Genomic DNA, 15,126 nt, shown 5'->3' with positions numbered 1-15,126 from the left:
GTCCCTATGGAACACTGACCATGAGGCTAAAACAAGTTTACGTTAACGTAAAGCAGTAGTTGTGCTTTTTTGTTTTCCTTGATTTTTTTATAAGCTATTGAAAAATAATAATTTAGATTGTTAATGTGAAGAAACGTTAAAGAAGCGTAGACCAAAGTTGTAATTGTAATACCCCTCAAGTGATTGCTAGTTTGCACCTACACCTTACGTTCAGGTAAGGGTGTGTTGCCGGCTAACGAGTTTCACTTGGTGACGCAGTTGGTGAAATGTCAGCACCCAACACCCGGATACAAGAACACCCGAACACAAGAACAAAAAGAGGCTTACCACTCCATGCGTGCAGACGATGTTCTTAATGGGCCAGTGCTCGAGACCAGAGGGCTGACCAAAGAATTCCGCGGTTTTACCGCCGTGGATGACGTTAATCTTCAAGTTCAGGAAGGGCATATTCACGCCCTGATTGGTCCCAACGGTGCTGGAAAGACCACCGTTTTTAATTTGCTAACCAAGTTTCTGCCGCCTACACGTGGAGAAATTCTTTATCGCGGTAAGCCCATTACCAGCAAGAAATCCAATGAGATCGCACAGCTGGGTCTCGTGCGCTCATTTCAAATTTCAGCGGTGTTTGCGCACATGACGGCGCTGGAAAACGTCCGAGTAGCGCTACAGCGTCAATTAGGCACATCGTTTCACTTCTGGAAATCAGAGAAGTCGCTAGATCACCTTAATGAGCGTGCGTTAGAGCTGCTTGATGAGGTAGGCCTGCGTGAATACGCCGATACATTAACGGTAGAAATGCCTTACGGCCGTAAGCGCGCACTGGAAGTTGCCACCACGCTGGCGCTTGATCCTACGATGATGCTGTTGGACGAGCCGACCCAGGGCATGGGGGCTGAGGATGTTGACCGTATCGTCGCGCTGATTAAGCGTGTCTCGAAAGGGCGCACCGTTTTGATGGTGGAGCACAATTTGAGCGTGGTTAGCAGGCTTTGTGACCGTATTACGGTATTAGCCCGCGGCGCGGTGTTGGCCGAAGGTAACTATGAAGAGGTTTCCCGCAATCCATTAGTGCGCGAGGCTTATATGGGCAGTGAAGCTGCTGAAGAGGAGGCTGCCGTATGAATACCGCTGAAGCCTATGAAACCAACGAGCTAGCCGATTCCCAAACGCTAGAAATGCTGAGAGTGCAAGACTTGCACGCTTTCTATGGTGAATCACACATTCTTCACGGCGTGAACTTCGATGTTAAGCGTGGAGAGCTGGTTACGCTGCTGGGGCGCAACGGCGCGGGACGTAGTACTACCCTGAAGTCCATTATGAATATGGTCGGGCGTCGCACCGGCTCGATTGTGATTAATGGCAACGAAACGCTGAATATGAAGGCGCACCATATTCCAAGGCTTGGTATTGGTTACTGCCCCGAAGAGCGCGGTATTTTTGCCAGCTTGGATGTGCACGAGAATTTATTACTTCCACCGACAGTTCGCTCTGGTGGAATGAGCCTAGATGAAATCTACGGCATGTTTCCTAACCTTTACGAGCGTCGCAGAAGCCAGGGGACGAGGCTTTCTGGCGGTGAGCAGCAGATGCTTGCCATGGCACGCATTCTACGCACCGGTGCGCGTCTTTTGCTGCTCGATGAAATTACCGAAGGCTTAGCCCCCGTTATTGTGCAAAAACTTGGCGAAGTGCTTATTCAACTGAAAGAGCGCGGTATGACCATTGTTCTGGTGGAGCAGAACTTCCGTTTTGCAGCGCCGCTGGCAGATCGCCATTTTGTAATGGATCACGGCCAAATTGTTGAAGAGATTAGCGCTGAGCAGCTTCCGTCACGTCGAGACCATCTCAACACTATGCTGGGGGTATAACGCCAATCTAGATCATAAACGCAGCATCAGCTTCGCAGTATGTGCACTACAGCATTAACAACACTAAACGCTCTGTAAGTATTTCATTCGTACGTCGTAACACAACAACAAAGGCCTCAAGGGCCAGGAGACGAACATGACCTTTATGAAAAAAACGCTGACCGCCAGCATCGCCGTTGCCGCCGCTTCTACTATGGCAGTCTCAACCGCTCACGCTGAAATTAGCGATAATGAGGTACGCATTGGTTATTTGGCAGATATGTCAGGTACTTACCGTGACTTAGCTGGCCCAGGTGGCGAAACAGCCATGGAAATGGCGGTTGCTGATTTTGGTGGCAGTGTTAACGGCTCGCCCATCGTGATTTTTAGTGCTGATGATCGTAACAGTGCCGACGTCGGTGCTAACACGGTGCGTGAGTGGATCGACCAGCGTAACGTCGACATGGTGGGTGGCCTAGTGGCGTCCTCGGTGTCTATTGCCGTCACTAAAGTGCTTGAAGAAAACAATGGCCTGGGCATTGTGTCGGGTTCTGCGGCATCAAGCATTACCAATGAACACTGTACGCCAAACCACATCCACTGGGTTTACGATACTTACCCTCTGGCGAACGGTACCGCAAAAGCAGTCGTAGAGCAGGGCGGCGACAGCTGGTTCTTGCTAACCGCTGATTATGCGTTCGGCCATGCGCTGGAAGCAGATGTGACCAACGTAGTTGAAGCCAATGGCGGCGAGATTGTTGGCGGCGTGCGTCACCCGTTCCCGACAAGCGACTTCTCCTCTTACATCCTGCAGGCCCAAGGGTCTGGTGCGAAGATTGTTGGTTTGGCTAACGCTGGCGCCGACACTGTTAACGCGATCACCACCGCTAGCCAGTTCGGTCTCACGCAGAGCGGCCAGCAGCTAGCAGGCCTATTGATTTTCCTCAACGATGTTCACGCGCTAGGCCTGGAATCCACCCAAGGGCTGCTGCTAACCACTGGCTGGTACTGGAACATGGATGAAGAGTCTCGTGAATGGTCTGAGCGCTACTTTGAAGAAGTTGGCCGTATGCCCACCATGGTTCAGGCGGGTATCTACTCAAGCACCATGCACTACCTGAAAGCCGTAGAAGCAGCGGGAACCGACGACCCTGAAGTTGTACGCGCCCAGATGGCTGATATGCCTATTGAAGACTTCTTTGCGCGTAACGGCTCCATTCGTGAAGATGGTCGTATGATTCATGACATGTACCTTGCCCAAGTGAAAACACCGGAAGAGTCTACCGGTGAGTGGGATCTGTATGAAATCCTCAGCACCATTCCTGCCGATGAAGCCTACCGTCCGCTCTCTGATAGCCAGTGCAAACTGGTTCAAAACTAAGTCGAATAACAACCGCAAGTGACGTTAGAACTGGTTGGTGGCAACTTGCCACCAACCGCTTGACGGCGAGGAGAGTCATACAATGACGATGATATTCGGCGTGCCATTAGCCGTTTTCATGGGCCAGCTAACGCTTGGGCTTGTGAATGGAGCCTTTTACGCACTGCTTAGCTTGGGTCTGGCGGTCATCTTCGGCCTACTGAAGATCGTCAACTTTGCCCATGGGGCGCAATACATGCTGGGAGCCTTCGCCGCACTGCTAGGCTTTCGCTATTTAGGCATCAACTATTGGCTGGCGCTGTTTCTGGTGCCACTGGTGGTGGGTGGTTTCGGCATGTTAATGGAGCGCTTTTTACTGCGTCGCATTGCCCATTTAGACCATCTTTATGGACTGCTGCTCACCTTCGGGTTGGCACTAATTTTTGAAGGCACGCTGGTAAATTTCTTTGGCGTTTCGGGTGCGCGGTACGCGACTCCTGAAGCACTGCAAGGCGGCCTGAATCTAGGCTTCATGTTCCTGCCTACCTACCGTGCCTGGGTGCTGGTAGCGGCACTGGCCATGTGTCTATTTACCTGGTTTATGATTGAGCGCACCCGGTTGGGGGCTTATCTGCGTGCAGGTACTGAAAACTCCCAGCTGATGCAAGCGTTTGGGGTAAACGTACCGCTATTAATTACGCTTACTTATGGCTTTGGCGTAGCGCTAGCCGCTTTTGCGGGGGTGTTGGCAGCGCCGCTATATCCTGTATCACCGACCATGGGGTCAAGCTTGCTGATTGTGGTGTTCGCGGTGGTCGTCATTGGTGGAATGGGATCTATTCTAGGTGCGATTCTTACTGGCCTGGGTATGGGGATCATCGAAGGCTTAACCAAAGTGTATTACCCCGAAGCCTCCAATACCGTGATCTTCTTGGTGATGATATTGGTGCTCATGTTACGCCCCGCTGGGCTGTTCGGTAAGGAGGCATAACCATGGCAGACTCTCAAGCACTCAATGCGCCATCAGCCGTAAAAGAGCGACAGAAGCGGGCCAAAATGCGCCGTAACATGTTTTATATAGCGCTCTTGGCCATCGGGTTAGTCGCTCCTTTTTTGGCCTATCCCGTTTTTCTAATGAAAATTCTATGCTTCGCGCTTTTTGCCTGCGCCTTTAATTTGTTGCTGGGCTATGCGGGGTTGCTCTCGTTCGGGCACGCGGCATTTTTAGCCACCGGTGGTTATGTTACCGGCTACTTGTTGGCAAGCTATCCAGGGCTAACGCCAGAGGTGGGGATTATTGCGGGCACCTTAATGGCAACCCTGTTAGGGCTGTTATTCGGGGTGCTTTCGATCCGGCGTCAGGGCATTTACTTTGCCATGGTGACATTGGCACTGGCTCAGCTGATGTTTTTCGTCTTTGTTCAGTCATCGTTTACCGGTGGTGAGGATGGCTTGCATGGCGTGCCACGCGGTGACTTGTTTGGCGTGATCAGTTTGAGCAGCAACCTGGCGATGTATTACTTCGTTTTTGCCATCTTCATATTTGGTTTTGCGCTAATCCAACGCACCGTGCATTCCCCCTTTGGGCAGGTGCTTAAAGCGATTCGTGAAAATGAACCGCGTGCTATTTCGCTGGGCTACAACGTTGATGCTTACAAGCTGCTGGCGTTTGTTCTCTCTGCGGCGTTGGCCGGGTTAGCGGGGTCTACTAAAACCGTCGTGTTTCAGCTGGCGTCGTTAACCGATGCACACTGGCACATGTCGGGTGAAGTTATCCTAATGACGCTGCTGGGTGGGGTAGGCACACTGCTTGGGCCCCTTATGGGTGCGGGCATTGTGGTTAGCCTGCAGCACATTTTGGCACAGTCGCCGTTGGGTAACTGGGTAAGCGTCATTCTGGGGATTATCTTTGTTGTCTGCGTACTTAGCTTCCGCAGCGGCATTGTGGGTGAGCTCACCAAAATGTATCGCAAAAATTTCAAATAACCGGTTCTGTCCGATGATTGGGTGCCCTAGGGCACCCTTTTTTCTGCCCAAATCACGCCTCTACGCCAAAGGTAGTGAGCTAAGCCGGTTGCACCTGTCAGAGTAAGAATATAAGTTAACGTAAACGTCAACATTGCCAGTAAAGACGATAGCCAGTAAAGACGATAGCCAGTAAAGACAATTGCCAATAACGCCAACGGCTAATAAAGATAATAGCAAACGCCAAGCTGCCCAGCCTGCTCAAAGGCTGTTCAGCGACGCATGCTGCGGAGATTCGCCATGAATTTTGAGTTAAGTGAAGACCAGGTCGCTTTTTCCGATATGGCTCGGGCATTCGCCCAGAACGAGTTAGAGCCCCACGCTGCAAAGTGGGATGCAGAAGCCTTCTTTCCTGTTGATGTTATCCGCAAAGCGGGGGAGTTAGGTTTTTGTTCACTTTACGCGCCAGAGCGCGTTGGCGGGCTTGGTCTTTCCCGCCTAGATGCCAGCATTATTTTTGAACAGCTTTCCATGGGCTGTACCTCAACCACCGCTTATCTCACCATTCATAATATGGTGACGTGGATGCTGGCTGACTTCGGCACCTCTGAAGCAGTGGAACAGTGGGGCGAAAAGCTCGCCACTGGCGAGTTGCTGGGTTCTTACTGCTTAACTGAACCCAATGCAGGCTCTGATGCGGCCTCGCTTAAAACCACCGCCAAGCGTGATGGCGATGACTACGTACTCAACGGTAGCAAGATGTTTATCTCTGGCGCGGGCAGCACCGACTTTTTGGTAGTGATGGCACGTACTGGGGGCGAAGGCCCCAGCGGCGTTTCTGCCTTTGCGGTTGATGCGAAAGCAAGCGGCATTAGTTACGGCCGTAAGGAAGACAAAATGGGCTGGAACAGTCAGCCAACCCGCATGATTACCTTTGAAGATGTGCGCGTTCCCGCCAACCACCTGTTAGGCAACGAAGGCGATGGCTTTAAAATTGCCATGAAAGGCTTGGATGGCGGTCGTATCAACATCGCTACTTGCTCAATCGGCACCGCCCAGCAGGCGATCAACAAAGCCCGTGAATATATGCTGGAGCGTAAGCAGTTTGGCAAGCGTTTGGCAGACTTCCAGGCGCTTCAGTTTCGTATGGCGGATATGGTTACTGAGCTTGTCGCGGCTCGCCAGTTAGTGCGTATGGCAGCCACAAAACTGGATGCTGGCCACCCCGATGCCACTACCTATTGCGCCATGGCTAAGCGCTTTGCGACTGATGTCGGCTTCAAGGTGTGTGATGAGGCGCTGCAGCTCTATGGTGGCAACGGCTACATTAAAGAGTATCCGATGGAGCGCTATGTGCGTGACTCTCGCGTACACCGTATTTTGGAAGGAACTAACGAAATCATGCGGCTGATTATTTCCCGTCGCGTGCTCTCTGATGGTGCCTCTGAGCTGTAGCCAACTACAAGGACAATGGAATGAGTAGCGTACTGTTTGCTGAACACGCCACCCAAGATGGCCATGTTATTGGCGAGATCAAGCTTAACGCCGAGCGTTCACTGAATGCCCTGACGTTAAAGATGATTGAAGAAATTCTGCCGCGCTTGAAAGCGTGGCAAACCGACGAGCGAGTTGTTGCTGTTCTGCTGGATAGCGCCGGAGAAAAAGCGTTTTGCGCAGGGGGCGATGTCGTCAATCTGTATAAAGCGATTAAAGGTGACGGCGAACCAGATTTTCCTGAGCGCTTCTTTGAACACGAGTACCGCCTGGATTACCTGCTCCACACCTATCCCAAGCCGGTCATTTGCTGGGGCAGCGGTATTGTGATGGGTGGGGGAATGGGATTGCTTAGCGGTAGCAGCCACCGAATCGTGACGGAAACCTCTCGGCTGGCGATGCCAGAAGTGACGATTGGCCTTTACCCGGACGTTGGCGCTAGCTGGTTTTTAAACCGCCTGCCAAATGGTACCGGACGCTTTTTAGCCATGACCGGCAGCCAAATAAACGCGCCAGATGCCGTTCATCTCGGCCTGGCTGATCGTGCGATCGCTAGCCATTACCGCGCAGACCTTGCTCAAAAACTGATGGATGCCACCTGGGGAGAAGGAAAGCAAACTGACGCCCATGGTGTCGTCAATCGCGTGCTGCGCGAGTTTGAACAAGCGTCTCAAGAGGTATTCGCCGAGCTGGAATCGCCGGTTCAAAAATCCGCCGCATTGATTCGTGAGCTAATGGATCACGATACGGTTGAGCAAGCCGTGGATGCCGTACTGGCGGTTCGTAGTGATGACAAATGGTTCAGCAAAGCGCAGAAAACGCTTTCCCACGGCAGCCCCGTATCAGTGAAGCTGATTGATGAGCAGCTAAAGCGTGCCAAGCACATGTCGTTGGCTGAGGTGTTTCAGTTTGAGCTGGCGCTTTCAGTGCAGTGTTGCCGCCATCAGGAGTTCCCCGAAGGCGTACGTGCGCTGTTGGTCGATAAAGACGGTAAGCCTGCCTGGAAATACTCAGATGTCGCGTCCGTCGAACAAACTTTTATCGATGAGCTGCTGGCTTCGCCGTGGCAAAAGAGCCCTCTGGCGGATCTTCACTAAGCTATTTCTTCAACCCATTTCCCCATCAATTTTCTAACAAGGACAATAAAGATGACCACTGTTGCGTTTATCGGTTTAGGCAATATGGGCGGCCCCATGGCGGCCAACTTGGCGAAAGCGGGCTTTAACGTTCGCGCGTTCGATCTTTCTAAACAAGCCTTGGAAACAGCTAAATCCCAAGGCTGTAAAGTAGCAGCCTCTGCAAAAGCAGCGGCCACCGACGCAGATTTTATTATTTCCATGCTGCCCGCAGGCAAACATGTGCGTGGGCTGTATGTGGATGGCGACGAGCCGCTGTTTGATGTCATCAAAAAGAGCGCTCTGGTGATTGACTGCTCGACCATCGATGCGGATACCGCCCGCAGCGTGGCTACCGCTGGCGCTGAGAAAGGTGTTGGCTTTGTCGACGCGCCTGTGTCTGGCGGTGTAGGCGGAGCGCAGGCCGGCACATTGAGCTTTATTGTGGGCGGTAGCGCGGCACAATTTGAACAGGCTAAGCCCGTGCTCGAGGTGATGGGTAAGAATATCTTCCACGCCGGCGACCACGGTGCAGGTCAGGTGGCCAAAGTGTGCAACAACATGCTGCTTTCCATTCTGATGGCGGGCACCTGCGAAGCGATCAATATGGGCGTGAAAAATGGCCTGGACCCAGCGGTGCTTTCCGAAATAATGAAACAAAGCTCTGGGGGAAACTGGGCGCTAAACGTTTACAACCCGTACCCAGGGGTGATGGAAAATGCCCCCGCCTCGAAGGGCTATCAAGGCGGCTTCCAGGTAGACCTGATGATTAAAGACCTGGGTCTCGCCATGGATGTTAGCCAGCAAAGTGCCTCACCAGTGCCCATGGGCTCTGCCGCACGTTCGCTATTCACCCTGCATAAAGCAGGTGGCAACGGCAAACTCGACTTCTCCAGCCTGCTGCAGTTTTATCAAGATAAGGAGTGAGGCTAAGGCGTGAATGAAAAATGGTGAGGAGCAAGTGGTGGTGTAGCGCGTGGTAACGAGTTTTGCGCGGAACGATCAACATGAGGCACCCGCGAGAGGGCGGCATAAGCCGCCCCTTGTCACTGGCTTCAAGGGCGGGCAAACTCATTCTCTTCACTATTCTCAGATGTATGCTCAGATAAAAGGACTGCCATGATTACGCTTTGGGGCCGCAATAACTCGACTAACGTCAAAAAAGTACGCTGGGTACTTGAAGAGCTCGGATTGACGTTTGAGCAAATTCCGGCAGGAATGCAGCACGGGGTCAACAATACCTCAGCGTACTTGGCCATGAACCCCAATGGGCTAGTGCCGCTACTTAAAGACGACGCTACCGATAGCGTGTTATGGGAATCCAACACCATTGTCCGCTACCTGGCTGCGCAGTATGGCCAAGGTAACTTATGGGTAGATAACCCCGCCAAGCGCGCCCAGGCAGAGAAATGGATGGACTGGGCGAACAATACGCTTTCGCCCAGGCACCGCGTTATTTTGCAGGGGTTCGTAAGAACACCGCCGGAAGAGCGTGATAACGATGCTATTGATGCCGGAATGCTAGCCTGTGAAAGGTCATTCGAACTGCTAGATAACGCGCTGGCAAACCAAAGCCAACCCTGGTTTTCCGGCGATGAATTTGGCCTCGGCGACATCGCCTTAGCGCCTTTTATCTATAATTTATGGAACATTGGGTTAACCTGGCAGCGGCGCCCCAGCCTGGAGCGCTGGTACCAACAGCTTGCAGAACGCCCCGCCTTTCAGAACGTAGTGATGATTCCTGTAACGTGATGTAGATAGCGGCCCTTCCTGATGAAGGGAGGGCGCTTTAGCGCGCTACAGTTTGCTAATCAGCAGAATACACGGGCTTTATCGTGCATTTATGCGATGGAGCAGACAGATTTTGTAGTGCGTGGTAAGCGAAGCGCACCCGCAATGGCAGACCAGCGCAGCAGTATTTGGCTAGTCTGTAAGGGACAGCCTAAGAGCTGCGCTACCATCGCGGGTGCCTTATGGCTCGTCCCTCACCATGCGTTACCCGCGCTACAATTTGCCAAACGGCTCAATACACGGATCTTATCGGGCATATACGCGATGGAGCATACGGGTTTCGTAGTGTGTGGTAAGCGAAGCGCACCCGCAATGGCAACCCGGCGCAGCAGTGTTTGGCTAGTCTGTAAGGGACAGCCTAAGAGATGCGCTACCATCGCGGGTGCCTTATGGCTCGTCCCTCGCCATGCGTTACCCGCGCTACAATTTGCTAAACGGCTCAATACACGGATCTTATCGGGCATATACGCGATGGAGCAGACGGATTTTGTAGTGCGTGGTAAGCGAAGCGCACCCGCAATGGCAGACCGGCGCAGCGGTTGTAAGTGGCACAGCACAGCCCTGACAGCACAGTAAATAAGGGCAATTTAATATTCTGGGAGGGCGCTTTAGCGCGCGATGATTCAGCCACTAAATGTTCCCTAAAACTCCGCCTCCAATTTAGCCAATTCGCTATTAAGTTCCTTCAACACCCCACACGGCAAGCCATGGCGCTCGGCGCTATCAATCAACGGCCCTAAAATCGCCCCGCGCTCGGTGGGACGCCTGGCCTCAATATCCTGCAACATCGAGGCCTTATTGTTAGCGGTGTTCTCCACCACCTGCCACACCAGCGCCAACCACGCGTTTTTACCTTCGCCACCATTCGGTGGTGCAATGTTTTCCTGCTTTAAAATCGCCGCGACCTCTTTGACCACCGCTGCCAAACGGCCTGCATAAGCATCACCGCGCAGCTCACCATTGCGCACGCCATTGAGCGCCACCAATGGGTTGATCGCCGCATTCACCGCCAATTTTTGCCACAAGCGTTGGCGTATATCGCTCACCGCCGTTGCGGTAAAGCCTGCCTCACTCAATAGCGCCGCTAACGCCTTCTCCAATCCCGCGTGCTGATTATCTAAATCACCAATAAAAGTCGGCCCGCGCCCTGCGTGAACCACGCCATCATCTCCAGTGAGATAAGCGCCCTGAGTAGTGGTCGCGCACAGCACTGGCCCCGGCCACGTTTGTGTAATACGCGGCTGTGCCAAAAAACCGTTCTGCCACAGCACCAGCGGGGTCGTGGGCGCAACCACATCAGCAATGCTGGCAAGCGCCGCCTCGGTGGCCATGGCTTTGGTGGTGATATGTACAAACCCAGGCGTGGGCAGTGGGTGAGAGGTCAGCTCTGCAGCCGTAAAGCTCGCCAGCCGCTGAATTCGCTCTTCACCTTCAGGGGTGGTCAGGTGTTGTTGTTCAGGCAGCGCACGTCGGCCAATCAATATGGCGTCAGTGAAGGGTGAAAGCGAATGCGCCAACAGGCGACCAATGGCCCCAGGGCCAAGTATCCAATGGGAAGTCATCGTTGATTTTTAGCCATTAGCAGCGGTGTTGCCGCCAAGCTTACCGTGTTCCGCATAAGGAAATGAAGGTGAGGTGAGCAGTTGCTTCACGGCATCGGCTTTTTTGCTTTGGTGATGGGAAGCTAAAAGGCGTTATGAGCGAACAGGCTCTAGGCGTGGCAGAAGACCGCAATGCGCGGCTAATGACTAATGACGGGGCTGAGGTTTATCTGTTAGCGTTAAGGCTAAGAATATTTTGCGTGAAAGGCTAAGTCGCGTTACAGGGGAGAGGGAGCCTTGTGCGAAGTGGTATATGCAATACCGGCTTACGACCCAAAGTGACCGTGCCAGGAAATGCAGCAGGCGCGCGAATTTTGGCTATACGGCCTAATGGAATTTAGTAGTCAGAAGGATCACAGGCTTGGGAGAATCTGGCAGGCTGCATTTGTCGGAAAAAAGTGCCAGCGCGTTCATTCAATCATAGAACGCGCCGTCTAATACGCTGTTAGCGTCATAAGGAAACTATGAGAGATTTAGGGTTAATGGGAGAGAGCACCTTCAGTCTTTGGTGTGCTGACGTTGGCTTGATCCCAAACGGTTCTCAAATAGATAAGACTGGGTGGGATTTTTTTGTCGAGTTCCCTTTCAGCTCCGGAATCTCAACTCATGAGATTCATAAGTCAGCATTTGAGTGCAAAGTTCAGGTCAAAGCAACCGATAGGAACCAAAGAAAACTACCCATAACCTTATCAAATCTAAGGCGACTGATTACCGCGCAAATGCCCGCATTTTTTGTCTTTATCGAATTCGACGGGAAGGAGGTCGCTCAGAGAGCGTTTGTTGTCCATGTTGATGACAATCTGATTTCCAAGGTCTTAAAAAGACTGCATCAGGTAGACCAGAGTGAGAGAGATAATAATTTTAATAAACGAAAAATGACTATAAGTTATGATGAAAGTCACGCCATTGAGTCGTTGAATGGCGCAGGTATGAAAGAGCGGTTTTTATCTCATATTGGCGGCAGTATTGAAGATTATATAGCCACAAAGAAATCTCATCTTGAATCTACTGGTTATGAAAATGGATTCGCTCAAGTGACGTTTACTACAGATGGTGAGGAAAATCTAAAAACATTAATTGATGTCTCTTTGGGAATTGAGGAACAAGTTGAAATTTCAAGTTTTAAAGGTGTTGATACACGGTTTGGCATAAAAAGCAGAAGCCCTTTTGTTGATTCTGAGGGTGGAAGATTGGAGATGCCAAATGTGAAACCAAAAGCGGATGGTAAGATACGATTTAAAGAAAATAAGCTGTCTCCTGGTTTGTCATTTATTGCTAAGCTATATAACTCACCATTTAATGCGATGGTTCCGAATGCTTTAAAAAAGATGAGGGTCGAGGGTGAATTTTTTGACCTGACTTTTAATCCATATACGGGCTTTGCAAGCTATTCTTTCTCAATAGGAGAAGGCGTCCGGCTAGAAGTTAAAAAGTTTAGGGATGCTGTTAAGTTGCTAAACCTGCTTGGTTCTTCTGGTAAGAAATTATTTGCTGAGTTTTTATTCGAAAGTCTTCCTAAACTTGAGCTTCAAGTCGGATGCTCCGGACAGGAGTTTGACTTTTCAGATGAGCTTCAGTCTTTAGAATGTGCTGTTAGTATTCTGTCCGATTTTGAAGTCAATGATATTGTTGATATATCTTTGGAAGAAATATCTCGACATGGTTCTCAGATATGTCAAATGCACAGTATTTCTGGAGCCGCTCCAAGTGTGTTTAAAGTCGAGTTTGATGTTGACGGGGGTGGTTACGATCCATTAAAACCGACAGCGTGTATATTCTTGGTCACAACACCAATTGGAAGCCATGTTGTTGGGGCGATTTTGGTTTTGACTGGTACGGTTGAAGGAATAGAAAACGGCAGATTTCGGTTGATAAGTGAAGATGTTGTTATCGAGCAAAAAATCGTTTCAGAAAAAGATTCGACTATATCAAACGAGGATTTGATGTCGGCTGTAGAAAAAATAGAAGTAAAATACGAGTCAAATTTTTCAGTAGTCACTATGTTTCATAAAAGCGCTAACGAATGAATCAAGCCGACCATTTTTCGCTACCGCTCCAATCGGCGTCTTATTCAAGACGTTAGGCAAAGGAGCATAAATGGAAATTGAGCCAATTATTCAGCTTGCAAAAGCATTTAGAAATGCAATTGTGAGTGTCCCTAAAAATGAATTTGAAACAGGTCTGGGCTGCACAAACTTCCCCCATGCCTGCTGTGATGAAGCATCGCTATTACTGGCAGCATTTCTTACTGACAACGGACATGAGGATAGCTATCGAGTTCACGGCATTCATGGTGGAAGTAAAGAAGAGTTGCGAACTCATGTATGGCTCTCGTATTCTGGTTTAATTATTGATATTACGGCGGACCAATTTATAAGTTATGAACAACCACCAATAATTGTTGTTCCTGAATCCAATTTTCATAAAACATTTGAAATTGAAAGCAAGGAGGTTGCTGACTTCAGGGTAAAATTCGAAAATGACTTGAACTGCCTTTCTAGTTTCAGCCATGACTATGAGAGAGTGCTAAGTAGAGTTGCTGTCTAGCAGGATCATCGTTCATCACAACGTTATATCAGCATTTCCTCAGCATCCGCTCTCGGCCGAAATGCGAAATTAATTACGCAGTCTCGGCACGTAGTCTATTCTGGTAAATAGACGTTGTTGTTTAAATGCGCAGCATAGCATTGTTGAACAGTAGAGGAGCCTGTTAGTACCCTCGGTGTCTGAAATCTTAGCGATGTTTTTGTTGCAGTGGGCTGCCGATGCCACATTACAAGAAAGAAAAGTGGGTTCAGTTTTAAGCTTGCTTCACTTAAAGGTAATGCCATGGTTAGGTGCACAACATGTTCGTTGTTAATCCGTGAGTCTCGTATCGCTTTCGCCGCCCGGGTTGGAGGTGATGAAAAAGCTGAGGCTTTTAATCATGCACTAGTGATAGACCGAGAGAGCAATGATCCATTTCCATTTGTGGCAGTTTACTGTTACGCAGAAAGGCCAGAATTCATTCAGCAACTCGGTACAGAACTTCGTACCGATGAGATCCAAGAACATGAGCTATTTAATCGAGAGCATGATTGCGTATTTTATCAACCAGCAACCGGTCATTACGACCTAGAATATGCGATTAACTTATACAATGAGCAGCGAGTAGCTATGACGATGACACCGGTAACAAATATAGTGGCAGGTGGAACGTTCATCCAGAGTCAGGTTGGAGTCGTCAACAGCTCTTTGGATGGGTACATACGCGCGCTGGATGTTAATGCCTACTGCTCTGACGCTGAGCGCGAGCTAAAATCAGTCTTGGCGGAGCTGCGCCGTAGCATCGAGATAGATGAGAGCCTAACGCCAGCGCAGCGTCAGGCCGCAGCATCGGATATCGCAATTTTTACTGAAGAGATGTCTAAGCCAGAGGGTGTGCAGAGTGAAGATACGAAAAGCGTATTCTGGGATCGCCTTAACACGGTTACAAATGCTTCATCTGCATTGAATTCGCTAGTCCAAACAATCGGACGTATGACAGGACTACTTTAGTCTAGACGTTTTCGGTATGACTCGAATCGTGGGCTTAAAACTCAGACTCATGACCGCCTATGTGTGTTATGTAAAGTTTACTGATCATAACGGCCACTGCCCGGCACACAGAAATCAGCCATTTTCCAGCTATTACTGTTAACACTTGGGTACATAGTCCTAAGGGCTGTTCCTGGACATATAACGACAGCTTGGCTTAAACCGTCGTTTGACTAATCCATGAGATAGTTCCGAAAACGCGACGAGGCTTGAAGGTGGCGAGTGAAAGTACGCCTATCCACCTTCGCGATGCGGGGGAACCCCATGATACGGGCAATCTTGTTGGCAATCTTCGCGCCGTAATGCTCGCGCACCATAAACATGAATCGCCCCGGATATTTTAGACACCCGTTAGGCTCTTAAAGTAACGCCTTTCA

General features: G+C 50.4%; 13 protein-coding genes. 12 read left to right on the top strand and 1 reads right to left on the bottom strand.

The features are described from left to right. Positions 1 to 333 precede the first annotated feature (333 nt). The 9 genes from JFC11_RS07145 to JFC11_RS07105 all read left to right on the top strand — a co-directional run bounded on the left by JFC11_RS07145 (position 334) and on the right by JFC11_RS07105 (position 9,533). Entirely contained in the window at positions 334 to 1,122 is a 789-nt protein-coding gene (locus JFC11_RS07145) for an ABC transporter ATP-binding protein (RefSeq protein ID WP_038485123.1), read from the top strand. Further along, on the top strand, positions 1,119 to 1,868 hold the full coding sequence (locus JFC11_RS07140; protein ID WP_038485120.1) for an ABC transporter ATP-binding protein: 750 nt from the start codon (positions 1,119 to 1,121) through the stop codon (positions 1,866 to 1,868). Before JFC11_RS07145 ends, JFC11_RS07140 begins: the two co-directional genes overlap by 4 nt. Positions 1,869 to 2,004: 136 nt before the next feature. Next, positions 2,005 to 3,228, top strand: a complete 1,224-nt coding sequence (locus JFC11_RS07135; protein WP_038485117.1) for an ABC transporter substrate-binding protein — start codon at positions 2,005 to 2,007, stop codon at positions 3,226 to 3,228. 82 nt (positions 3,229 to 3,310) lie between these two features. Beyond that, positions 3,311 to 4,198 (top strand): branched-chain amino acid ABC transporter permease, encoded by an 888-nt coding sequence (locus tag JFC11_RS07130; protein WP_038485114.1) that lies wholly within the window; start codon positions 3,311 to 3,313, stop codon positions 4,196 to 4,198. A gap of 2 nt (positions 4,199 to 4,200) precedes the next feature. Continuing rightward, on the top strand, positions 4,201 to 5,193 hold the full coding sequence (locus JFC11_RS07125) for a branched-chain amino acid ABC transporter permease (RefSeq protein ID WP_038485111.1): 993 nt from the start codon (positions 4,201 to 4,203) through the stop codon (positions 5,191 to 5,193). Positions 5,194 to 5,472: 279 nt separating this feature from the next. After that, complete coding sequence (locus JFC11_RS07120; protein WP_198349093.1) at positions 5,473 to 6,627, top strand: acyl-CoA dehydrogenase family protein; 1,155 nt, start codon at positions 5,473 to 5,475, stop codon at positions 6,625 to 6,627. 20 nt (positions 6,628 to 6,647) lie between these two features. Continuing rightward, the gene (locus tag JFC11_RS07115) at positions 6,648 to 7,763 is read left to right on the top strand and encodes an enoyl-CoA hydratase/isomerase family protein (RefSeq protein ID WP_198349092.1); all 1,116 of its coding nucleotides are present in this window, start codon (positions 6,648 to 6,650) and stop codon (positions 7,761 to 7,763) included. Positions 7,764 to 7,787: 24 nt separating this feature from the next. Continuing rightward, entirely contained in the window at positions 7,788 to 8,708 is a 921-nt protein-coding gene (mmsB, locus tag JFC11_RS07110) for a 3-hydroxyisobutyrate dehydrogenase (RefSeq protein WP_319618842.1), read from the top strand. A gap of 192 nt (positions 8,709 to 8,900) precedes the next feature. Next, the gene (locus JFC11_RS07105; protein ID WP_198349090.1) at positions 8,901 to 9,533 is read left to right on the top strand and encodes a glutathione S-transferase family protein; all 633 of its coding nucleotides are present in this window, start codon (positions 8,901 to 8,903) and stop codon (positions 9,531 to 9,533) included. A 680-nt stretch (positions 9,534 to 10,213) separates the two neighbouring features. On the opposite strand, the gene JFC11_RS07100 is transcribed toward JFC11_RS07105, so the two are convergent. Further along, positions 10,214 to 11,134 (bottom strand): ketopantoate reductase family protein, encoded by a 921-nt coding sequence (locus tag JFC11_RS07100; RefSeq protein ID WP_198349089.1) that lies wholly within the window; start codon positions 11,132 to 11,134, stop codon positions 10,214 to 10,216. A gap of 503 nt (positions 11,135 to 11,637) precedes the next feature. Here JFC11_RS07100 and JFC11_RS07095 point away from each other — a divergent pair. From JFC11_RS07095 to JFC11_RS07085, 3 genes are all read left to right on the top strand, one after another. Next, positions 11,638 to 13,200 (top strand): hypothetical protein, encoded by a 1,563-nt coding sequence (locus JFC11_RS07095; RefSeq protein WP_198349088.1) that lies wholly within the window; start codon positions 11,638 to 11,640, stop codon positions 13,198 to 13,200. A gap of 70 nt (positions 13,201 to 13,270) precedes the next feature. Next, complete coding sequence (locus JFC11_RS07090; RefSeq protein ID WP_198349087.1) at positions 13,271 to 13,720, top strand: hypothetical protein; 450 nt, start codon at positions 13,271 to 13,273, stop codon at positions 13,718 to 13,720. 306 nt (positions 13,721 to 14,026) lie between these two features. Beyond that, the gene (locus JFC11_RS07085) at positions 14,027 to 14,710 is read left to right on the top strand and encodes a hypothetical protein (protein WP_198349086.1); all 684 of its coding nucleotides are present in this window, start codon (positions 14,027 to 14,029) and stop codon (positions 14,708 to 14,710) included. Positions 14,711 to 15,126: the final 416 nt, after the last annotated feature.

The sequence above is a fragment of the Vreelandella alkaliphila genome (genome assembly GCF_016107625.1).
GTDB classification, from domain to species: Bacteria; Pseudomonadota; Gammaproteobacteria; order Pseudomonadales; family Halomonadaceae; genus Vreelandella; species Vreelandella alkaliphila.
Note: the sequence above shows the minus strand (reverse complement) of the source record. Positions and strands in the feature narration are given on the sequence as shown.